Consider the following 19,800-nt stretch of genomic DNA (forward strand, 5'->3'; position numbering starts at 1 on the left):
CATGACTTCACCGACCGCCCTGTGCGCCGGCCGCGTCGTCGCCGTCACCGGCGCGGGCCGCGGGCTCGGCCGCGCACACGCCCTGGCGTTCGCCGCCGAGGGCGCGAAGGTCGTCGTCAACGACCTCGGCGTGGGCCTCGACGGCTCCGGCGCGGGCGAGGGCCCCGCCCAGCGGGTCGTCGAGGAGATCCGCGCCGCCGGCGGCGAGGCCGTCGCGCACGGCGGCGACATCGCCACCGGCGACGGCGCGGCCTCCCTCGTCGCAGCCGCCCTCGACGCCTTCGGCCGACTCGACACCCTGGTCAACAACGCGGGCTTCCTGCGCGACCGGATGCTGGTGAACCTGGACGAGGACGACTGGGACGCGGTGATGCGCGTCCACCTCAAGGGCCACTTCCTGCCGATGAAGCACGCGGCGGCGCACTGGCGTGCCGAGGCCAAGGCGGGCCGCGTCCCCGAGGCGCGCGTGATCAACACCGGTTCCGGAGCCGGCCTGCTGGGCAGCGTCGGCCAGGGCAACTACTCCGCGGCCAAGGCGGGCATCGTCGGACTGACCCTGGTGGCCGCCGCCGAGATGGGCCGTTACGGCGTCCAGGTCAACGCGATCGCCCCGGCCGCCCGGACCAGGATGACCGAGGACACCTTCGCCGAGACCATGGCGGCGCCCGGCGCGGGCGGCTTCGACGCGATGGCCCCGGAGAACGTGTCGCCGCTCGTCGTGTGGCTCGGCTCGGCTGCCTCGGCCGGGGTGAGCGGCCGGGTCTTCGAGGCGGAGGCGGGCCGCATCACCGTGATGGAGGGCTGGCGCCCGGGCCCCACCGCCGACAAGGGCGCCCGGTGGACCCCGGCCGAGGCGGGGGAGACGGCGGCGAAGCTCCTGGCCGCCGCCGAGACGCCCCAGCCGGTGTACGGCGCCCGCTGACCGGGGCCGCACGACGCGGAGGGGGCGGTGGCGAGCCGTCACCGCCCCCTCGTCCGTGGGCAACCCGGTCAGCCTTGGGCCGCCCGTTCCCCGCGCACCCCGCCGGCCAGCAGCGCCGGGGACTCGGGGCGGCCGTCCAGGACGCGGTTGGTGCGGGTGACCACCTCCCACCCGGCGGCGGAGTCCGTACGGCGCAGCCGCCAGTGGTTGGCGGTGGCCCGGCGCACCATGTACCGGCCCTCCTCGTGCACCACCATCAGCGAGTGGCACACGGCGATCGCCTCGTCGCCGTCGACCGTGATGTGCGGCGGTCCCACGACGTGCGCGCAGCCCTGCCGGATCCAGCCCCGGTGTGCGGCGGACCGCACCATCCCGGCGATCCGCTCCCGGCCCGCGAGGAAGAGTTCGTCGATGTCGTAGACACCGTCCGGCGCCCACAGCGCGGCGACACCGTCCGCGTCGCCGCCGTCGACCAGCGGCCCGTAGGAGGCCATCATCCTGGCGATGTCCCGCTCGTCCTCCAGACGCCGCAGCCGCGCCTCGACGTCGTCCGGCAGTCGCTCGCTCACGCCGCCGCCTCCTCGCCCGCCGCGACACCGGCGATCTTCGCCAGCGCCTCCAGCTGCTCCACGTAGTGGGCCGCGGACTCGGCGGCCAACGACACGCTGACCAGCGTGGCCCCCGCCTCGGACACCCGGCGCAGCGCCTGCGCCGCGGCGTCCGCGTCGCCGGACGGATCCAGCGGGCGTCCCGCGCTCAGCACCACCTCGAACCCCTCCGGCAGCGGCGCCGCGTCGACCATCTCGCGCAGCCGGTCCAGCGGCAGCCCGAACGGTACCCAGCCGTTCCCGTACGCCACCGCCCGCCGCAGCGAACGAGGAGTGCGACCGCCGATCCACAGGGGCACCGTCTCCTGCACGGCGTGCGGCTCCACCACGAACCCCTCGTAGTCGAAATGCTCCCCGTGATAGGCCGGTTCCCGGCGGGACAGCGAGGCCCGCAGCGCCGCGAGGGCGTCGTCGGCGATCCCGCCCCGCCCCTCGAAGGCCGCGCCGAGCAGCCGGAACTCCTCCTCCAGGCTGCCGACTCCCAGCCCGAGCACGAGCCGCCCGCCGGAGATCCGGTCCAGCGTGCCGTAGCGCTTGGCGAGGGCCAGCGGGTGGTGGTAGCCCAGCACCAGGACCTGGGTGGCGAGCCGGATGCGGCGGGTGCGGGCGGCGAGGTACCCGAAGGTGGCGAGCGGGTCCCAGTAGGTCCCGCCCCGCTGCTCGGCTACGTCCACGGGCACCGCCACGTGCTCCGAACAGGTCAGGTGGTGGAAGCCGAGCCGGTCGGCGGCCTCGGCGACCGCCCCCAGCTCCTCGATGCCGGCACCGCGCTCCCACGGGGAGTGGACGCCGGGCACGGCCGTGACGACGGGACTGGTGATGCCGATCCGCATGGGGGCACCTCTCTCGGACGCGAGCAGACGGGAGGGGAAGGGGGCGGGGGGGGAAGGGCCATCCAAGTCCGCGGTCCGTGCCACAGGCGGCCCGGTCCCACTGACCGGAACGCCACGCCCCGCGCCCGCCCGGCACGCGAAAGCATCGGCCGCCGACGGAAGGACGCCCAGACCGTGCCCCGAACGAGCGGCGAGAGAACCCCCGCGCACCCGACCTCGGCCCAGCAGCGCCGGCGCCACGCCCGGATCCTGCGGAGCGCGGCACGCCTCGGCGCGGAACACGGCCTCGACCGGGTGCAGATGCAGGACGTGGCCAGGGAGTCCGGCGTCGCGATCGCCACCCTCTACCGCTACTTCCCCTCGAAGACCCACCTGTTCGCCGCCGTCATGCACGCCCAGGTACTCCGGCTCGACGCCGAGACACCGCCCCCACCGCCGGGCACCGGACCGGTGGAGGCCGTGACCGACCTGCTCACCGGAGCGAGCCGACAGCTCTTCGAACAGCCGCTGCTGGCCCTCGCGATGATGCGGGCCAACAACGCCGCACCCGTCGACGACGGCGGCGGCCCGGCCCGCCGCACCGACGAACTCCTCGCCGAACTGATGCTGCGGACGGCAGGCGTGCGCCACCCCGCCGAGCGGGACCGCCGCGTGGCCCGCCTGCTGCAGCAGGCCTGGTACGGGCTGCTCGTCACCGTCCTGTACGAACGCTCCTCGCCCCGGGACGCGCAGGACGGCATCCGGCTGGCCTGCCGCCTCCTGCTCGCCCCGCAGCCCGGTCACCGGGAGTGGACGGGACCTCGCGCAAGCGGGCCGACTAGCGTGCCCGCACTTCACCAGCCGACCTGAGGAGACCCCATGCCCCGCAACGTCGTCGTCACCGGTTCCGGTTCCGGGATCGGTGCCGCCCTCACCGACCTCCTGCGCGCCCGGGGCGACCGCGTCGTCGGCGTCGACCTGCGCGGCGGCGAGATCGACGCCGACCTCTCCACCCCGCAGGGCCGTACCGCTGCCGCCGCCGCGGCGGCCGAGGCGGCCGGCGGGGTCGTGGACGCGGTCGTGACCTGCGCCGGCACCTCCGTGCCGGGCACCGCGATGGTCACCGTCAACTACTTCGGCACCACCGAGTTCGTCACGGCACTGCGCCCGGCCCTCGCCGCCGCCCGGCAGCCCCGCGCCGTCGTCATCGGCTCCATCTCCGGCACCCGGCCCACCGACCCGGACGTCGTCGCCGCCTGCCTGGCCGCCGACGAGGACAAGGCACTCGCGCACGCCGAACGCGCCGTCGCCGACGGCCACGCCGGCCGCCTCTACCCCTCGTCCAAGGCGGCGCTCGCCCAGTGGGCCCGGCGCACCGCCGTCGCCGAGGGCTGGGCCGACGCCGGGATCCCCGTGAACGTCGTCGCGCCCGGCATCGTGCTCACCCCCATGAGCGCGGACATCTTCGACGACCCGGAGATGAAGAAGGTCATGGACACCGCCGTCCCGATGCCGCTCAACGGCTACCTCCGTCCGGAGGACGTGGCGCGGGCCGTCCTCTTCCTGGCCGGTGCCGACAACATGCACATCACCGGGCAGGTCCTCTATGTCGACGGGGGCGCCGAGGCGACGCTCCGCGAACCCGCGCACTTCTGAGCGAACGAGGCACCCGCCACGGCGTCCGAGCATTCACCCGGCGCCGCGCGGGGCCCCGGCCGCGGACAGCGACCGGGGCCCTGCCTACGCCCGGCCCCTCAGAGCCGTACCGAGTGCCGGATCACCTTCCCGGTGGCGTTGCGCGGCAGCGCCTCGTCGGTCAGCCGCCAGCGCCGGGGCACCTTGAAGTAGGCCAGTTCCTTCGCCGCGTACTCCCGCAGCGCCTCCTCCGTGACCTCCGCCCCCGGCCGGAGCACCACGACCGCGGCCACCTCCTGGCCCAGATCGGGGTGCGGTGTCCCGATGACCAGGCACTCCGACACGTCCGGGTGTTCGACGAGCACCGTCTCGATCTCGGCCGGGTAGATGTTCTCGCCGCCCCGGATGATCAGGTCCGAGCGACGGCTGACCAGGAACAGCCGGCCCTCGCGCAGGCACCCCAGGTCCCCGGTGCGCAGCCAGCGGTCCGCGCCGACGGTGTCGGCGGTGGCCCCGGGGTCGCGCCAGTACCCCAGCATGTTGTACATGCTGCGCACCCACACCTCGCCCTCCTCGCCCTCGCCGAGGACCTCGCCGAGCGGGTCGCGGATCTCCAGCCGGACGCCGGTCACCGGCCGGCCCAGGGTGCCGGGGGCGGCCGCCAGCTCCTGGGGGTTCGCCGCCGCGATCGCCGTACAGGACTCGGTCAGCCCGTAGCTGTCGACGAGCGAGTCCTTCGCGAACGGCAGCTCCCGCCGCAGCCGCTCCTTGAACGCCGTCGTCGACGGCGCCGACGCCAGCGCGAACGCCGTGAGGGACGACGTGTCGTACCGGTCCGCGCCGCCGTGTTCGAGCAGCCGGTGCGCCATCGTGGGCACCGCCCCCCAGTTGGTGACGCGTTCCCGCTCGACCATGCCCAGGACCGCGTCCACGTCGAACGCGCCCTGGTGCAGCGCGATCCGGCTGCCCGTGGCGAGCCGCGGCACGGCGAGGTTGTGCAGGCTGGCGATGTGGAACAGCGGCAGGGTGAGCAGGTAGACCCGGTCCTCGGCGGTCAGCGGGTCGCCGAACTCGTGCAGCAGGGCGTCGTTCAGCCGGTGGTACTCCACGACCGCCAGCAGGTTGCGTTGGGTGTGCACGGCGCCCTTGGGGCGGCCCGAGGTGCCCGAGGTGTAGAGGATGACGGCCGGGTCGTCCTCGGCGACGTCGGCGGACGGCAGCGGCGCGTCCGGGTGGGCCGCGGCGAAGCGGCTCACGTCGTCCTCCAGGGACACCACCGGGACGCCGCAGCCGGCCAGCTTCGCCGACTGCCGGGCGTCGGCCACCACCAGCGACGGCTCGGCGTTCGCCACCCCGTGGGCCATCTCGCGCGGTGACCACCAGGCGTTGAACCCGACCGCCACCGCCCCGATCGACACCGTCGCCCAGAAGATCTGGATCCACTCCGGGGAGTTCGCGGCGGCGATGGCCACCCGGTCCCCCTTGGCGATGCCGTACTCCTCGCGCAGCACCCGGGCCAGCGAGGCGACCCGGGCCGCGTGAGAGGCGAAGGTGATCCGGCGGTCCGCGGTGACGATGTAGGCGCGGTCGGCGTGCGCGACGGACGCGTGCAGCACCTCGTGCAGGGCCCGCTGCCGGTGGGTGAAGACCGGCAGCCGGGCGCCCAGCACGTCGTCTTCGGCGAGCTCGAACCGGCCGCCCGGGCCGGTGAGCGCCGCCACGCGGGCGAGGACGGCAGAGCGGTGATCCGTGTCGCTGGGCATCGGGACTCCTGGTGCGTCGGGAACCTCACTGGGACCGCGGTCGGGCTCAGTCTCGGCGCGGACCGGGGATCGCTCCCCGGCCGGTTCCGGTCACCGGGACACCGTGTCACGGACCGGTCGGACGCGGAACGGCCGCCCCACCCGCGCCGGACACCTCCCACCCGGCTCCCGGTGAGTGGGATGCGTCACGTCGGCCGGATTTCGCCGGCCGTAGCGTCCACCCACCCGATCCGGGCTTCCACCCACCCGATCCGGCTCCGGACCACCACCGCTTCCCCCCACCGGACTACTGGAGGAACACATGAAGCGAGCACCACGGGCGCGAGCCCGGCTCGCCGCAGCCCTGGCCGCCGCGGCGATGCTCACCTCCGCGTGCGTCTCACCGGACGACGGGGGCGGCGACAGCGGCACGCAGCAGAAGGCCGAACGCGGCCGCTACACCTTCGGCAGCGTCGGCGAGCAGCCCGCCGGCGGCGAGCCCGTCCGCGGCGGCACCCTGCACTTCGCCGACTACGCCGAGGCCCGCAGCCTCAGCCCCGCCGCCACCTACGCCACCGGCGCCTCCGGCGGCTCCGCGCTCGCCGCCGTCTACGACGTCCTCATGCGCTACGACACCGCCGCCCACGAGTACGAGCCCTGGCTGGCGAAGGATCTGCGCTCCAGCGACGACGCCAAGACCTGGACCCTCACCCTGCGCGACGGCGTCGAGTTCTCCGACGGCACTCCGCTCGACGCGAAGGCCGTGATCGGCAGCATCACGTGGTACCAGGAGAACAAGGGCGCCGACACGGCCCTGCTCGCCCCGAACCTCGCGAAGATGGAGGCCAAGGGCGACTCCACCGTCGTCTTCACCCTCCGCAACTCGTGGGCCACCTTCCCCGCCATGCTCGCCCAGGCCCCCGGCATGATCGTGGCGCCCGCCGCCCACGCCGGGAAGAAGTTCCGGCCCATCGGTGCCGGCGCCTTCACCCTGGGCTCGTACAAGCCGCAGGAGGAGATGGTCCTCAAGGCGAACAAGAACTACTGGAAGGGCGAGCCCTACCTCGACGCGCTCCGCTTCACCTGGCCGCAGTCCGACCGCGCCAAGCTCGAGGCACTCGACGACGGCACCGCGGACGTGGTGTACATGCGCAGCCCGGACGTGGTCGACGAGGCGGTCAAGGCGGGCCACCCGGGCGAACTGACCCTGACCGGCCTCGGCAACATGGTCGTCGTCAACACCCGCGAGGGCCGGCCCGGCGCCGACCTCAGGGTCCGCAAGGCCATGGCCCTGGCCCTCGACCCCGCCCTCGACACCGAACGCGCCTACGACGGCAAGGGACTGCCCGGTCAGGAGATCTTCCCGCCCGAGTCACGCTGGCACTCCGACGTGAAGCCTCTCGGCATCGACCTCGACCAGTCGAAGAAGCTCCTCGCCGAAGCCAAGAAGGACGGCTTCGACGGCACCGTCACCTACATGGACGGCACCGACCCCGTCTCCCGGGCCAAGGCCGTCGTCACCAAGGCGATGCTGGAACGCGTCGGCTTCAAGGTGGAACTCGACCTCGTCTCCTCCATCGCCGACCGGACCTCGAAGACCTACGTGGAGCACGACTTCGACCTCAGCCGCGGCGCGGCCAGCGTCTCCGAGAGCGACCCCTACCACCGCCTGCAGAGCGTCCTGAACTCCAAGAGCTACGGCAACCCCGGAGGCTACGCCAACCCGAAGATGGACCAGCTCCTCGTCGAGCTCCAGGGAGCGACCGACGAGGCGGCGACCCAGCGCGTCCTCGACGACATCCAGACCCTGTTCAACGAGGACGTCCCCCTCATCAACCTCGGCGCCAGCGCCGCGTTCACCGCCTGGGGCGAGAACGTGCACGGCATCGTGCCGACCGACGAGTACATGGCCCTCTTCGGCGAGGCCTGGATCGGCAAGTGACCCCCGCGGCCCCGGGCCCGGCAGCGGTGCCGCCGGGCCGAGATCTGGAGGAACCATGAGTGTCGCCGCGCTGCGCCGGCCGGCCCTGCGGCTGCTGGAACTCCTCGGCGTGCTGTTCATCGCGAGCATCGGGGTCTTCTCCCTGGTGGTCCTGATGCCCGGCGATCCCGCCGTCGACATCCTCGGCGCCGGCCGGGCGCCCTCCGAGTACGCCGCGCTGCGCACCGAACTCGGCCTCGACCAGCCCCTGGTCAGCCGCTACCTCGACTGGCTCGGCGGCGCGCTCACCGGCGACCTCGGCCGCTCCGTCGTCCCCCCGCAGAGCGACGTCGCCGACCGGGTGCTGTCCGCCCTGCCCGTCAGCTTCGAGATCGCCGCCCTCGGCCTGCTCATCGCCCTGCTGATCGCGGTGCCGCTGGCCATGTGGTCGGCCTACCGGGAGGGCTCGGCGGCCGACCGGATCATCGGCGCCGGCACCTTCGGAGTCCTGTCCGTGCCCAGCTTCCTGGCCGGACTACTGCTGATCCTCGTCCTGGTCAACTCGGCCGGCTGGTTCCCGCGCTCCGAGTGGGTGCGGATCGGCGACGGCGACCTCCTGGGCAACCTGCACCACGCCTTCCTGCCCGCACTGACCGTCGCGCTGGCCGAACTCGCCATGTTCACCCGGGTGCTGCGCGGCGACCTGATCGTCACGCTGCGCGAGGACTACATCCTCGCCGCCCGCGCCAAGGGCATGCACCCGTTGCGCGTCCTGTTCACCGACGCCCTGCGCCCCTCCTCGTTCTCCCTGGTCACCCTGCTCGGCCTCAGCCTCGGCCGGCTGATCGGCTCCACCGTCGTCGTCGAGTACCTCTTCTCACTGCCCGGCATGGGGACCCTGATCGTCAACGCCGCCGGCCAGGGCGACTACCCGATGGTCCAGGGCGCCGTGCTCACCATCGCCGTGATCTACGTGGTGATCAACGCCGGCATCGACCTCTCCTACGGCTACCTCGACCCGAGGACGCGACGTGTCCATGTCTGACCTCGCTCCGCGTACGCGGACCGCCTTCTCGCCGCCCCTGCTGGCCGGCGCCGCCCTCACCGTCGTCGGCCTGGTCCTGCTGGTGTTCGGCGCGACCACGCCCCAACTCGTCACGCCCGCCAAGGCCGCCGTCGCGCTGCTCGGCCTCGGCCTGCTCCTCGCCGGGGCCTCCCGGCTCGGCAAGGTGTGGGCGGGGCCCGGCTTCGACGTGGTGTTCTGGTTCGGCGCGGCCTGGCTGCTGCTGCTCGGCCTAGCCATCCTGTGCGCGCCGTGGCTGCCGCTCGCCGAGGACCGCGACGTCGCGAGCACCGTCGCCGAACCCGTCTTCGCCACCCCGACGTTCACCGGCGGCCATCCCCTCGGCACCAACGCCTTCGGCCTCGACCTGCTCGCCCGGTCCCTCTACGGCGCCCGCTCCTCCCTGCTCATCTCGCTGTCCGCGGTCGCCCTCGGCACCGTGGTCGGCGGGGCGATCGGCATGGTCGCCGGGTACTTCCGGAGGAGCGTCGACCGGGCGGTGGGCATCGCCACCAACTCGCTGCTCGCCGTGCCCCCGCTGATCCTGCTGATCGCCCTCGCGACCGTGCTCCAGCCGCACCTGCGCAACGTCGCCTTCTCCCTGGCGCTGCTCACCATCCCGGGCATGGTGCGCCTCGCCCGCGCCACCACCATGGCCTATGCCAACCGGGAGTTCGTCGTCGCCGCCCGCGCCATGGGCGCCACCCGCACCCGCATCCTGCTGCGCGAACTACTGCCCAACGTCCTGCTGCCCGTGCTGTCCCTGGCCGTCGTGATGATCTCGGTGCTCATCGTCGCCGAGGCCTCCCTCAGCTTCCTCGGCCTCGGCATCCAGCCCCCGGAACCCACCTGGGGAAACATGATCGCGGAGGGGGAGGGCCGGGTCTTCGAGGAACACCCGCACATCGTGCTCGTGCCCGGCGCCTTCCTCTTCCTCACCGTGTTCGCCTTCAACATCGTCGGCGAGAAGGCTCGCGGGCGCTGGGACTCCCGGAGCGTGAAACTGTGACCGTGCTGCTCGACGCCACCGACGTACGCACCGCCTTCCACACGCCCCGCGGCCGGGTCCGGGCCGTCGACGGGGTGTCGCTGACCCTGTCCGAAGGAGAGACCCTCGGCATCGTCGGCGAGTCGGGATCCGGCAAGTCCGTGCTCGGCCGCACCCTCATGGGCCTGATCACCGACGGCCCCGGCACCACCGTCTCCGGCACCGTCCGGATCGGCGGCAAGGACGTCCACGCCCTCACCCCCGCCGGACGGCGCGCGCTGTGGGGCACCGAGGTCGCCATGGTCTTCCAGGACCCGATGACTTCCCTCAACCCGGTCAAGAAGGTCGGCGTCCACCTGTCCGAGAGCCTCCGACCGCACCTCGGACTCGGCCGCGCCGACGCCCGGGACCGGGCCGTCGACCTGCTCCGCCAGGTCGGCATCCCCGAACCCGCCCGGCGGGCCGGCCAGTACCCGCACGAACTCTCCGGCGGCATGCGCCAGCGCGTCGTCATCGCCATGGCCCTCGCCTGCGGCCCCCGGCTGCTCATCGCCGACGAACCCACCACCGCGCTCGACGTCACCGTGCAGAAGCAGATCCTCGACCTGCTGCGCTCGCTCGCCGAGGAACTGCGCATGGCGACCGTCCTCATCAGCCACGACCTCGCCACCGTCGCGGGCCGCACCGACCGCGTCGCCGTCATGTACGCGGGCCGCCTGGTCGAGTACGCGGACACCGCCGCCGTCTTCGACCGGCCCCGCCACCCCTACAGCAGCGCCCTGATCGCCTCCATCCCGCGCCTGGACCTGCCCCCGCACACCCTGCTGCCCGCCATCGAGGGCCGCCCGCCCAACTTGCTGCATCCGCCGCCCGGTTGCCGCTTCGCCGCGCGCTGCGCCACGGCGACCGACCGCTGTACCACCGAGTCCCCGCGCCTGACCGCCTACGCGGGGGTGCGCGACGCCGGCGGGCTCGTCGCCTGCCACCACCCGCTGGGCGCCGCCGAGGAGGCCGCCGTATGACCACCACCCGGGACGCGCCCGTGCTGACGGCGACGGACCTCGTCGTCGAGTTCCCCGCCGGACGCGGACAGAAGGTGCACGCCGTCTCCGGCGTCTCCCTGGAGGTCGCGGCGGGGGAGACCCTCGGCATCCTCGGCGAGTCCGGCTGCGGGAAGTCCACCGTCGGCCGTTCCCTGATCCAGCTGCCACCCCCCGACACGGGCACCGTCCGCCTCGGCGACGTCACCCTCACCGGGCTCGCCCCGCGCGAACTGCGCCGCGCCCGCGCCCGGATGCAGATCATCATGCAGGACCCGGTCTCCGCCCTGAACCCGCGCCGCCGGGTCAAGGACCTGGTGTGGGAGGGCCGGTCGATCTGGGGCCCCGGCGACGACACCCGCGACCGGGACGCCCGCGTCGACGCCGCCCTGCGCGACGTCGGCCTCGACCCCGCGACCGTACGGGAGCGCCGGCCGCACGAACTCTCCGGCGGCCAGTGCCAGCGCGTCTGCATCGCCCGCGCCCTCATGCTCGACCCCGAGGTGCTGATCTGCGACGAACCCGTCTCCAGCCTCGACGTGTCCGTGCAGGCGCAGATCCTCAACCTCCTGGAGACGACGGCCCGGCGGCGCGCGCTGAGCATGGTCTTCATCGCCCACGACGTGTCCGTGGTGAAGAACATCAGCGACCGCGTCATGGTCATGTACCTCGGCAAGGTCTGCGAGGTGCTGCCCTCCGACGGCATGCAGCACGAGGCCGCCCACCCCTACACCCGGCTGCTGCTCGCCTCCCTCCCCGAGGCCCAGATCGGCTCCACCGCCCCCGCCGGACCGCCCGCCGTCGAGGGCCGGGCCGCCGAACTGCCCTCGCCGCTGAACCCGCCCTCGGGCTGCCGCTTCCGCACCCGCTGCCCGCTGGCCACCGCACGGTGCGCCGCCGAGGAACCCGCCCCGCGGGAGATCCGCCCCGGCCACCGGATCGCCTGCCACCACGCCGAAACCAGGAGGAACCACCCGTGACCGCCCCCGAGACCCCCGCCGCGCCCGACAGCCCCGCCACGCCCGACAGCCCCGCCACGCCCCCCGCCGCCCCCGACGTCCTGGCGCCCGCCAGGCTGGGCCCCGTCGAGCTGCGCAACCGCGTCATCAAGGCCGCGACCTACGAGGGGCTCAGCCACAAGTCCCTGGTCACCAAGGACCTCGTCGACTTCCACGTCGCCTACGCCCGCGGCGGCGTCGGCATGACCACCGTGGCGTACTGCGCGGTCGCCAAGGAGGGACGCACCGACCGCCACCAGATCCACTGGACCGACGAGGCGATGCCCGGCCTGCGCGTCCTCACCGACGCCGTGCACGCCGAGGGCGCCGCCGTCTCCGCGCAGATCGGACACGGCGGCCCGGTCGCCAACCCCAAGGGCAACGGCGCTCCCGCCCTCTCGCCGTCCCGGCACTTCCACGCCACCACCCTCAGCTTCGCGCAGGAGGCGTCCCTCGACGACATCCGGCGCGTCACCGAGGCCCACGCCGAGGCCGCGCGCCGTGCAGTCGAGGCGGGTTTTGACGCCGTCGAGGTGCACCTGGGCCACAACTACCTGGCCAGCTCCTTCCTCAGCCCCCGCGTCAACCACCGCACCGACGCCTACGGCGGCAGCCTCGACAAGCGCGCCCGCTTCGCCCGGGAGATCATGCGGGCCGTGCACGACGCGGTCGGCGGGCGCATCGCGGTCATCGCCAAGATGAACATGGACGACGGGGTGCCCGGCGGCTTCTGGCTCGACGAGGCCATCCCCGTGGTGCAGTGGCTCGAACAGGACGGCACCGTCGACGCCCTGGAGATGACCGCGGGCAGCTCCCTGCTCAACCCGATGTACCTCTTCAAGGGCGACGCCCCGCTCAGGGAGTTCGCCGAGATCATGCCGCAGCCGATGAAGCTCGGCGTGAAGATGGTCGGCGAGCGGTTCCTGCGCAGCTACCCCTACCGCGACGCCTATCTGCTGGCGGACGCCCGGCAGATCCGCGCCGCGGTCAAGCTGCCGATGATCCTGCTCGGCGGCATCACCGGCAAGCCCGTCATGGACCTCGCGATGCGCGAGGGCTTCGAGTTCGTGGCCATGGCCCGCGCGCTGCTGCGCGAGCCCGACCTGGTCAACCGCATGCGCGAGGACGCCGCCACGCCCTCGCTGTGCATCCACTGCAACAAATGCATGCCCACCAACTTCACCGGCACCCGCTGCGTCCTGGTCGACCGCGGCACCACCCGGCGCGAGACCTGGGGCAAGCCCGCCGGATACGTGGCGTGAGGGGCGTGGCAGGCATGGGCACCGGAAGCCGTCCCTGCGACGCCGTCGCCACGGCCGCCGCCGTACGGAGCGGGGAATGCGACGCCCGTACCGTCACCGAGCGGGCGATCGCCCGCATCGAGAAGCTCGACCCCGGGCTCAACGCGGTGATCCACACCCGGTTCGAGGCCGCCCTCGCCGAGATCGCGGCAGGACTGCCCGAGGGGCCGCTGCACGGGGTTCCCATGCTGGTCAAAGACCTCGGCACCGAGGTCGAGGGACTGCCCGCCACCGGCGGCAGCCGTCTGTTCGGCGAGGTGACCGCGCGCCGCGACAGCGAACTGGTCGCCCGCTACCGCCGGGCCGGCGCCGTCGTCCTCGGCACCACCAACACCCCCGAGCTGGGCCTCAACGCCTCCACCGAACCGGCGCTCCACGGCCCCACCCGCAACCCGCACAGCGCCGCGCACTCGCCCGGCGGCTCCAGCGGCGGATCGGCCGCCGCGGTCGCGGCCGGGATGGTCCCGGTCGCGCACGCCAGCGACGGCGGCGGCTCGATCCGCATCCCGGCGGCGGCCTGCGGGCTGTTCGGCCTCAAACCCAGCCGCGGCCGTGTCTCGCCCGCGCCGCGGCCCACCACCCTGTCGGGCCTCGTCTCCGGACACCACGCCCTCACCACGACCGTCCGCGACAGCGCCCTGCTCCTCGACATCGCCGCCGGCCCGCTGCCCGGCGACGCCTACGCCGCACCGGAGCCGTCCGCGCCGTTCGCGGAACTGGCCCGACGGGACCCGGGGCGGCTGCGGATCGGCCTGCTCACCGAGCTGCCGGACGGCCCGGAGGTGCACCCCGACTGCGCGCGGGCGGTGCGCTCGGCGGCCCTGCTGTGCGAGCGGCTGGGCCACGACGTCGTCGAGACCACCGCCCGGTACCGGCCCGACGACGTCGGCCGCACCTCGGGCGTGCTGATGGGCGCCGACCTGGTCGCCCAGATCGACGCCCGGTTGGACCGGCTGGGCAGGCCGCTGGCCGACGACGACATCGAACCCTTCACCCGCGTGCTGTACGAGACCTACCGCGCCCTCCCGGCGGCCGACGTCAGCCGTGCGCTGCGCCGGGCGCAGGAGATCGGCTGGGCCGTCGGCGCCGCCTTCGACGAGGTCGACGTGCTGCTCAGCCCGACCCTGGCCAGTCCGACGCCGCCGCTCGGCACCCTCGACACGGCCGACCCGGAGTCGGTCTACCGGCACGCGTCCGTCTACGCGGCCTTCACCAGCGTGTACAACGTCACCGGAATGCCTGCGATGTCCGTTCCCCACGGCCGGGACGGCCGGGGTCTGCCGCTCGGTGTCCAGTTCGCCGCCGGGCTCGGCGGGGAGGGGACGCTGCTGGCCCTGGCCGCGCAGCTGGAACGGTCGGCGCCGTGGGTGACGGGGTGAGGCGTTCGCGCTCCGGCCGGAGCGGGGGCGTGCCGTCCGTCGGCGGGGACGGCACGCCCCCGCTCAGACGGACGTCGGCGCGTCCGAGGCCAGTGTCCGGGTGACCGGGCGGCCGCCGTCACCCCGCCGGGGGCGGAAGCGGGAGGCCAGGCTCCAGCGGCCCGGTCCGAGGGCGGCGAGCAGGAGGAAGGACCAGCAGAACATGGCGGCCGACTCCCCGCCGTTCTCGATGGGGAAGAGCCCGTCGGGCTGGTGCTCGACGAAGTAGGCGTACGCCATGGACCCCGAGCACAGGACGGCCGACGTGCGGGTCGCGAGACCGCACAGGACCAGCGTGCCGCCGACCAGTTGCACCACTGCGGCCCACCAGCCGGGCCACGCGGCGAAGCCCGGAGCGGGCCCGTGCGGACCGCCCATGACGTCGAACAGGGTGGCGGCTCCGTGGCAGGCGAACAGCAGGCCTACGACGATGCGGAAGAGCGCGATCACGTGCTCCCTGCGTTTTTCCAGCGCTTCCAACGGTGGTGCTCCTCTCTTGCGCAACGACCGCCGGGGAACCGGGCGGCCGGTGGGGATGGTGCGCAGCACGGGGCGGGGTCGACGGCGTCCCGAGGGAGGGGGGAGACGCACAACCCATTCGACTTTTAACCATCGCGGCGATCCTTGTCTAGACCAATAGCGCAACGAGTTGCGCATCAGGGCCGTCGCGTCAAACGCGCACCACCGCTTGTCGGTTGATGTTGCGCGAACCCTTGACCGGACCGGCTCCGTCGCTATGGTCTAGACCTGAAGTCGTCAGGTCTAGACCTGTATCCGAAAGGGGCACGACATGCGCACCAAGAGACGGGTGGCCTTCGCGGTCGGGGCGCTGGTCGCTCCGTTGCTCGCCGTCAGCCTTCCGGCGAGCACGGCGAGCGCGCACGGGTGGGTGACCTCGCCCGGCAGCCGGCAGGACCAGTGCGCCGCGGGGATCGTCGACTGCGGTCAGATCAAGTACGAGCCCCAGAGCGTCGAGGGCCCGAAGGGCCTGAGCAGCTGCAGCGGCGGAAACAGCCAGTTCGCCGAACTCGACGACGACAGCAAGGGCTGGCGCGTCACACCGGTCAACAGCACGCACACCTTCACCTGGCACCACACGGCACGCCACGCCACGGCCAGCTGGCAGTACTTCATCGGCAGCCAGAAGATCGCCGAGTTCGACGGCCACGGAGCGCAGCCCGCCCCGGACGTGAGCCACCAGGTGAACTTCGGCGGCTTCACCGGCCGGCAGAAGGTCCTGGCCGTCTGGAACGTGGCGGACACCGGCAACGCCTTCTACTCCTGCATCGACGTCAACATCGGCGGCACCGGCGGGGGCGACGGGGGCGGTGACGGCGGCGGAGACGGCGAGCCGGGCGACTGCGCCGCGGCGGTCTGGAGCGCCGGGAGCGTCTACAACGGCGGCGACACCGTCTCCCACGGCGGCCACACCTGGCGCGCCAAGTGGTGGGTGACCGGCGAGGAGCCCGGCACCACCGGCGAATGGGGCGTCTGGGAAGACCTCGGAGCCTGCGCGGCCGCGTGACGGCGCCGGACCCGTTCGTCACCGGCGCCCGCCCGTGACGAACGGGTCCGCTTTTCTGGAAAGCCGGTAAAATAATTCAAAAGCGGAAGGGGGTCGTGATGGATTCGTGGCTGATCTGGCTGATCGTTTCGGTGGTCCTGATCATGGCGGAGATCTTCACCCTGACCGCCGCGCTCGGAATGCTGGGCGTGGCCGCGCTCATCACGGCCGGATCCGCGGCGGCCGGCCTTTCCACACCCTTTCAATTCCTCGTGTTCACGGTCGTTTCCGCGATCACCCTCTTCTTCCTCCGCCCCGTCGCCCTGCGCCACCTCGTCCAGCCCCAGACCCAGCGCTTCGGGGTCGACGCCCTGGTCGGCCAGGCCGCGTACGTCCTCTCCGAGGTGACCGGACGGGAAGGCAGGGTCCGTATCGGCGGTGAGGAATGGACGGCCCGTTCCTACGACGAGACGCTGGTGATTCCCCGGGGTGCGACCGTCGACGTCCTGGAGATCAGCGGCTCCACCGCATTCGTCTATCCCCGGGAGTGACCATGGAAGCCTCGGCGTTCCTCATCGCCGGTGTGATCGTCGCGCTTCTCGCCGTATTCACCGTGGTGCGGGCGGTGCGCATCGTGCCGCAGGCCCGCGCCCGAAACGTCGAACGGCTCGGCCGCTACCACCGCACGCTGAAACCCGGGCTCAGCGTGGTCATCCCGTACATCGACCGGGTCTATCCGGTGATCGACCTGCGCGAGCAGGTCGTTTCTTTCAAGCCCCAACCGGTCATCACCGAGGACAATCTGGTCGTCGAGATCGACACCGTGCTGTATTTCCAGGTCACGGACCCGCGGGCGGCCTTCTACGAGATCGCGAGCTTCCTCCAGGCGGTCGAGCAGCTCACCGTCACCACCCTGCGCAATGTCGTGGGCTCCATGGACCTGGAGAAGACCCTCACCTCGCGCGACACCATCAACAGCCAATTGCGCGGAGTGCTGGACGAGGCCACCGGGAAATGGGGGCTGCGGGTGAACCGGGTGGAGATCAAGGCGATCGACCCGCCGCAGTCCATCAAGGACGCCATGCAGAAGCAGATGCGGGCCGAGCGGGACAAGCGGGCCGCGATCCTCGGCGCGGAGGGCCAGCGCCAGTCGCAGATCCTCACCGCCGAGGGCGACAAGCAGGCCGCCGTGCTGCGTGCCGAGGGCAACCGCACCGCCGAGATCCTCAAGGCGGAGGGGCAGTCCCGGGCCATCGACGAGGTCTTCCAGGCCGTGCACCGCAACGACCCCGACCCCAAGCTGCTGGCCTACCAGTACCTCCAGGTGCTGCCCCAGCTGGCGCAGGGCTCCGGCAGCACGTTCTGGGTCATCCCCAGCGAGGTCACCTCCGCGCTCCAGGGGGTCTCCCGCGCCTTCACCGAAGCGCTGCCGCAGTCGCCGGCCACCCGGGAGAGCCCGTCGGACGACGGGGCCGCCCAGGCGGCCAGCGACACGGCGCAGGCCGCGGAGGCCGCCGCACAGGCCCTCGCCGACGCGGCCAGGGCCAACGGCATCCCCACCGAGGCGATGCGGTCCGCCCCCGTGGCCGAGGACCGCTGAGAACCCCCAGCACCATGCGAGGCTTCCATGTTCGATGTGCCCTTCTGGCTCTGGGCGGCCTTCGCCGCCACCGTCGTCGTCTCGCTCGCCGTCGACCTGCTGGCGCACCGCAGCGCCCACGTCATCGGATTCAGGGAAGCGGCCGCCTGGAGCGGGCTGTGGGTGGGCCTGGCCCTCGTCTTCGGCGCGGTCGTCTTCCTCGTCCTCGGCGGCACGGCGGGCACCGAGTACACCACCGCGTGGCTGCTGGAGAAGAGCCTCTCGGTCGACAACCTCTTCGTCTTCGCCCTGATCTTCGCCTACTTCAAGGTGCCCCGCGCCTACCAGCACCGCGTACTGTTCTTCGGCGTCATCGGCGCCCTCGTGTTCCGCGGCCTCTTCCTCGCCGCCGGCGTGGCCGTGGTCAACCGCTTCACCGCCGTGCTGTTCGCCTTCGCGGCCATCCTCTTCTACAGCGTCTACAAGATCCTCAAGGGCGAGGAGGAGAGCTTCGACCCCGGCCGGAGCTTCGCCGTGCGGCTGCTGCGCAAGGTCGTCCCCGTGCGGGACACCTACGCGGGCCAGAAGTTCTTCGTGAAGGAAGCGGGCAAGCACGTGGCGACACCGCTGCTCGCCGTCGTCGCCGCGATCGAGGCGGCAGACCTGATCTTCGCCGTGGACAGCGTCCCGGCCGTGCTCGCCGTCAGCGACGACACCTTCATCGTCTACACCAGCAACGCCTTCGCCATCCTCGGCCTGCGCGCCCTCTACTTCATGCTGTCGGGGCTGCTGGAGCGCTTCCACTACCTGAGCACCGGCCTGGCGGTCATCCTCGGCTTCATCGGCGTCAAGCTCATCCTCCAGGCGACGCACAAGATCGTCAGCCCCGCCGTGCCGGAGATCCCCTCCCCGGTGAGTCTGGCGGTCATCGTCGTGGTCCTGGCGGTCTCGGTGACACTGAGCCTGCGCCGCCCGGTCGACACGGAGGACGGGAAGGACGGAAAGGGCGCGGACGCGCTTTCCGCGCAGTCCCAACGCAAGGTAAAGTAAAGGCAAAGATCGGTTCAAACAGTCTCACGAGCGTGGGTGTGGGCATCATGAGCAGTCACACGCAGAAGACGAGAACGCCACGACAGGTGGACGCGAAGTACGAGGAGATCTGTCCGACCTGCGGCCACCGTGTCCCCGCCGAGATCCACCGGCACAAGACGCTGGGCATCTATGTCCCGGTCTGGGGCCCCGGCACCTGCCGGAACCCGGACTGCCAAGAGCCCGACCGCGACACCGTCAGCCGACGGCCGGGCCCGTGACGGCGCGACCCTCGGCGTCGTAGGGCCAGACATTGGTCCGGCAGCCGTGCAGCCCCTTGATCTGCTGCATCATCACCGGCGCCGGACGCCCCGCCCCGGGGCAGCCCTCATGGCCGTGGCCGAGGAAGTGCCCGACCTCGTGGTTGATGATCAGCGCCCGGTACGACGTCACGTCGTCCGCGTAGTACTGCGTGGCCAGGAGCCACCGCTTGAGGTTGACCATGACGTCCTGGCCCACGTTGCAGTTGACCTCGCCGCCGGTGTCCAGGCCGTACTGGCCGCATATGTCGTCCACCGTCCCCGCCGTGGCGAGCCGTACCCGGAAGTCGGACGCGCCGCCGGACACCCGCCGGAACCCCACCTTCCCGTCGGCCGTCCAGCCTCGCTCGTCGGCCAGGATGCGCTCGACCTCGGCCGCGACGTCCGGTGCCGAGATCCCGATGCCGTCCTCGACCTGCACCACGTAGGTGAGCGTCCGCCCGCTCCCGCCGACCCGGTCACCGCTCCCGTCCGCGGTGGCGAACGTTCCGGGTCCGGACGACGGAATCGAGCCGGGGTCCGGCTTCTCGTCCTGCCCTTTCCCGTCCTGCCCTTTCCCGTCCTTCTCCTTCGCCGGTGAGGCGGTCGGCTCGTCCTCCGGCGCGGCCCCCGTCCCGCCGGCCCCGTGCGACCCGGGTTCCTCGGTCGCGGAGGACGCACCGGCCGTGTCGGCGCCGGAGGGTTCCGAGGCTCCCCTGAGGGCCAGCCCGCCGGCGAGCACCAGGACGGTCCCGGCCGCGAGCCCCGGCCACAGCAGGCGGGGCCGGGCGCCCCCTCGGCGGCGGGAGCGGCCGCCGCGGCGTCGGCGGCCCGCGGCGGAGGACGGTGGGGGAGTCGGTCGGCGGCGCTCATTCATGATCACAAAGCCTGCCCGGGGCGTGTGATCGTCCGTGGACCGCTTTTGGACCGCTGTGTAACAG

Annotated in this window: 20 protein-coding genes; 15 read left to right on the forward strand and 5 right to left on the reverse strand. The window is 72.7% G+C overall.

The genetic code is table 11. The features are described 5' to 3' along the window. The first annotated feature begins 1 nt into the window (after position 1). A complete protein-coding gene (locus tag ACFV9J_RS32885; RefSeq protein ID WP_385360391.1) occupies positions 2–922 on the forward strand; it encodes an SDR family oxidoreductase in 921 nt (306 codons plus the stop codon). A 68-nt stretch (positions 923–990) separates the two neighbouring features. Here the strand turns inward: ACFV9J_RS32885 and ACFV9J_RS32890 are convergent, their stop codons facing one another. Next, positions 991–1,491, reverse strand: a complete 501-nt coding sequence (locus tag ACFV9J_RS32890) for a nuclear transport factor 2 family protein (RefSeq protein WP_385360394.1) — start codon at positions 1,489–1,491, stop codon at positions 991–993. Continuing rightward, positions 1,488–2,363, reverse strand: coding sequence for an LLM class F420-dependent oxidoreductase (locus ACFV9J_RS32895; RefSeq protein ID WP_385360396.1), 876 nt, complete (start codon positions 2,361–2,363; stop codon positions 1,488–1,490). Before ACFV9J_RS32895 ends, ACFV9J_RS32890 begins: the two co-directional genes overlap by 4 nt. 174 nt (positions 2,364–2,537) lie before the next feature. Between ACFV9J_RS32895 and ACFV9J_RS32900 the strand changes: the two genes are divergently transcribed. Continuing rightward, entirely contained in the window at positions 2,538–3,212 is a 675-nt protein-coding gene (locus ACFV9J_RS32900; protein ID WP_385360398.1) for a TetR family transcriptional regulator, read from the forward strand. A 9-nt stretch (positions 3,213–3,221) separates the two neighbouring features. Next, a complete protein-coding gene (locus tag ACFV9J_RS32905) occupies positions 3,222–3,998 on the forward strand; it encodes an SDR family oxidoreductase (RefSeq protein WP_385360400.1) in 777 nt (258 codons plus the stop codon). A 98-nt stretch (positions 3,999–4,096) separates the two neighbouring features. Here the strand turns inward: ACFV9J_RS32905 and ACFV9J_RS32910 are convergent, their stop codons facing one another. After that, the gene (locus tag ACFV9J_RS32910) at positions 4,097–5,740 is read right to left on the reverse strand and encodes a class I adenylate-forming enzyme family protein (protein WP_385360402.1); all 1,644 of its coding nucleotides are present in this window, start codon (positions 5,738–5,740) and stop codon (positions 4,097–4,099) included. Positions 5,741–6,041: 301 nt separating this feature from the next. Between ACFV9J_RS32910 and ACFV9J_RS32915 the strand changes: the two genes are divergently transcribed. Genes ACFV9J_RS32915 through ACFV9J_RS32945 form a run of 7 tightly spaced genes read left to right on the forward strand, consistent with a single transcriptional unit; the run spans position 6,042 to position 14,409 of the window. Next, entirely contained in the window at positions 6,042–7,661 is a 1,620-nt protein-coding gene (locus tag ACFV9J_RS32915) for an ABC transporter substrate-binding protein (protein ID WP_385360403.1), read from the forward strand. Positions 7,662–7,716: 55 nt separating this feature from the next. After that, positions 7,717–8,685 carry an ABC transporter permease gene (locus ACFV9J_RS32920; protein WP_385360405.1) on the forward strand — a complete coding sequence of 323 codons (969 nt, stop codon included), beginning with the start codon at positions 7,717–7,719 and terminating at the stop codon, positions 8,683–8,685. Next, complete coding sequence (locus tag ACFV9J_RS32925; RefSeq protein ID WP_385360407.1) at positions 8,678–9,712, forward strand: ABC transporter permease; 1,035 nt, start codon at positions 8,678–8,680, stop codon at positions 9,710–9,712. Before ACFV9J_RS32920 ends, ACFV9J_RS32925 begins: the two co-directional genes overlap by 8 nt. Beyond that, positions 9,709–10,713 carry an ABC transporter ATP-binding protein gene (locus tag ACFV9J_RS32930; protein WP_385360409.1) on the forward strand — a complete coding sequence of 335 codons (1,005 nt, stop codon included), beginning with the start codon at positions 9,709–9,711 and terminating at the stop codon, positions 10,711–10,713. The genes ACFV9J_RS32925 and ACFV9J_RS32930 overlap by 4 nt, the downstream gene beginning before the upstream one ends. Further along, positions 10,710–11,711, forward strand: a complete 1,002-nt coding sequence (locus tag ACFV9J_RS32935; protein ID WP_385360412.1) for an oligopeptide/dipeptide ABC transporter ATP-binding protein — start codon at positions 10,710–10,712, stop codon at positions 11,709–11,711. The genes ACFV9J_RS32930 and ACFV9J_RS32935 overlap by 4 nt, the downstream gene beginning before the upstream one ends. After that, the gene (locus tag ACFV9J_RS32940) at positions 11,708–12,991 is read left to right on the forward strand and encodes an NADH:flavin oxidoreductase (protein WP_385360414.1); all 1,284 of its coding nucleotides are present in this window, start codon (positions 11,708–11,710) and stop codon (positions 12,989–12,991) included. Before ACFV9J_RS32935 ends, ACFV9J_RS32940 begins: the two co-directional genes overlap by 4 nt. A gap of 14 nt (positions 12,992–13,005) precedes the next feature. After that, the gene (locus ACFV9J_RS32945) at positions 13,006–14,409 is read left to right on the forward strand and encodes an amidase (protein WP_385360416.1); all 1,404 of its coding nucleotides are present in this window, start codon (positions 13,006–13,008) and stop codon (positions 14,407–14,409) included. 63 nt (positions 14,410–14,472) lie between these two features. On the opposite strand, the gene ACFV9J_RS32950 is transcribed toward ACFV9J_RS32945, so the two are convergent. Continuing rightward, complete coding sequence (locus tag ACFV9J_RS32950) at positions 14,473–14,928, reverse strand: DoxX family protein (protein WP_385360418.1); 456 nt, start codon at positions 14,926–14,928, stop codon at positions 14,473–14,475. 310 nt (positions 14,929–15,238) lie between these two features. Here ACFV9J_RS32950 and ACFV9J_RS32955 point away from each other — a divergent pair, with 310 nt between their 5' ends. The 5 genes from ACFV9J_RS32955 to ACFV9J_RS32975 all read left to right on the forward strand — a co-directional run bounded on the left by ACFV9J_RS32955 (position 15,239) and on the right by ACFV9J_RS32975 (position 18,841). Further along, the gene (locus tag ACFV9J_RS32955; RefSeq protein WP_385360420.1) at positions 15,239–15,973 is read left to right on the forward strand and encodes a lytic polysaccharide monooxygenase; all 735 of its coding nucleotides are present in this window, start codon (positions 15,239–15,241) and stop codon (positions 15,971–15,973) included. 98 nt (positions 15,974–16,071) lie between these two features. Further along, positions 16,072–16,503, forward strand: coding sequence for an NfeD family protein (locus tag ACFV9J_RS32960; RefSeq protein ID WP_385360422.1), 432 nt, complete (start codon positions 16,072–16,074; stop codon positions 16,501–16,503). A 2-nt stretch (positions 16,504–16,505) separates the two neighbouring features. Next, entirely contained in the window at positions 16,506–17,552 is a 1,047-nt protein-coding gene (locus ACFV9J_RS32965) for an SPFH domain-containing protein (RefSeq protein ID WP_385360424.1), read from the forward strand. Positions 17,553–17,579: 27 nt separating this feature from the next. Then, positions 17,580–18,581: a TerC family protein gene (locus ACFV9J_RS32970; RefSeq protein WP_385360426.1), complete on the forward strand. Its 1,002-nt coding sequence runs from the start codon at positions 17,580–17,582 to the stop codon at positions 18,579–18,581. Between the two features lie 47 nt (positions 18,582–18,628). After that, entirely contained in the window at positions 18,629–18,841 is a 213-nt protein-coding gene (locus ACFV9J_RS32975) for a hypothetical protein (protein WP_385360428.1), read from the forward strand. Here ACFV9J_RS32975 and ACFV9J_RS32980 read toward each other — a convergent pair. After that, positions 18,819–19,736 carry a DUF3152 domain-containing protein gene (locus tag ACFV9J_RS32980; protein ID WP_385360431.1) on the reverse strand — a complete coding sequence of 306 codons (918 nt, stop codon included), beginning with the start codon at positions 19,734–19,736 and terminating at the stop codon, positions 18,819–18,821. The two genes, ACFV9J_RS32975 and ACFV9J_RS32980, sit on opposite strands and share 23 nt — an antisense overlap. Positions 19,737–19,800: the final 64 nt, after the last annotated feature.

Origin of the sequence: Streptomyces sp. NPDC059906 (assembly GCF_042730645.1) — a bacterium.
In the GTDB taxonomy this organism is placed as follows: domain Bacteria; phylum Actinomycetota; class Actinomycetes; order Streptomycetales; family Streptomycetaceae; genus Streptomyces; species Streptomyces rubrogriseus.

Coding starts and splice junctions, on each gene's coding strand:
- ACFV9J_RS32885 (WP_385360391.1), top strand. CDS start 2: ATGACTTCACCGACCGCCCTGTGCGCCGGCCGCGTCGTCGCCGTCACC.
- ACFV9J_RS32895 (WP_385360396.1), bottom strand. CDS start 2,363: ATGCGGATCGGCATCACCAGTCCCGTCGTCACGGCCGTGCCCGGCGTC.
- ACFV9J_RS32905 (WP_385360400.1), top strand. CDS start 3,222: ATGCCCCGCAACGTCGTCGTCACCGGTTCCGGTTCCGGGATCGGTGCC.
- ACFV9J_RS32910 (WP_385360402.1), bottom strand. CDS start 5,740: ATGCCCAGCGACACGGATCACCGCTCTGCCGTCCTCGCCCGCGTGGCG.
- ACFV9J_RS32915 (WP_385360403.1), top strand. CDS start 6,042: ATGAAGCGAGCACCACGGGCGCGAGCCCGGCTCGCCGCAGCCCTGGCC.
- ACFV9J_RS32920 (WP_385360405.1), top strand. CDS start 7,717: ATGAGTGTCGCCGCGCTGCGCCGGCCGGCCCTGCGGCTGCTGGAACTC.
- ACFV9J_RS32925 (WP_385360407.1), top strand. CDS start 8,678: ATGTCTGACCTCGCTCCGCGTACGCGGACCGCCTTCTCGCCGCCCCTG.
- ACFV9J_RS32935 (WP_385360412.1), top strand. CDS start 10,710: ATGACCACCACCCGGGACGCGCCCGTGCTGACGGCGACGGACCTCGTC.
- ACFV9J_RS32945 (WP_385360416.1), top strand. CDS start 13,006: ATGGGCACCGGAAGCCGTCCCTGCGACGCCGTCGCCACGGCCGCCGCC.
- ACFV9J_RS32955 (WP_385360420.1), top strand. CDS start 15,239: ATGCGCACCAAGAGACGGGTGGCCTTCGCGGTCGGGGCGCTGGTCGCT.
- ACFV9J_RS32960 (WP_385360422.1), top strand. CDS start 16,072: ATGGATTCGTGGCTGATCTGGCTGATCGTTTCGGTGGTCCTGATCATG.
- ACFV9J_RS32965 (WP_385360424.1), top strand. CDS start 16,506: ATGGAAGCCTCGGCGTTCCTCATCGCCGGTGTGATCGTCGCGCTTCTC.
- ACFV9J_RS32970 (WP_385360426.1), top strand. CDS start 17,580: ATGTTCGATGTGCCCTTCTGGCTCTGGGCGGCCTTCGCCGCCACCGTC.
- ACFV9J_RS32975 (WP_385360428.1), top strand. CDS start 18,629: ATGAGCAGTCACACGCAGAAGACGAGAACGCCACGACAGGTGGACGCG.
- ACFV9J_RS32980 (WP_385360431.1), bottom strand. CDS start 19,736: ATGAATGAGCGCCGCCGACCGACTCCCCCACCGTCCTCCGCCGCGGGC.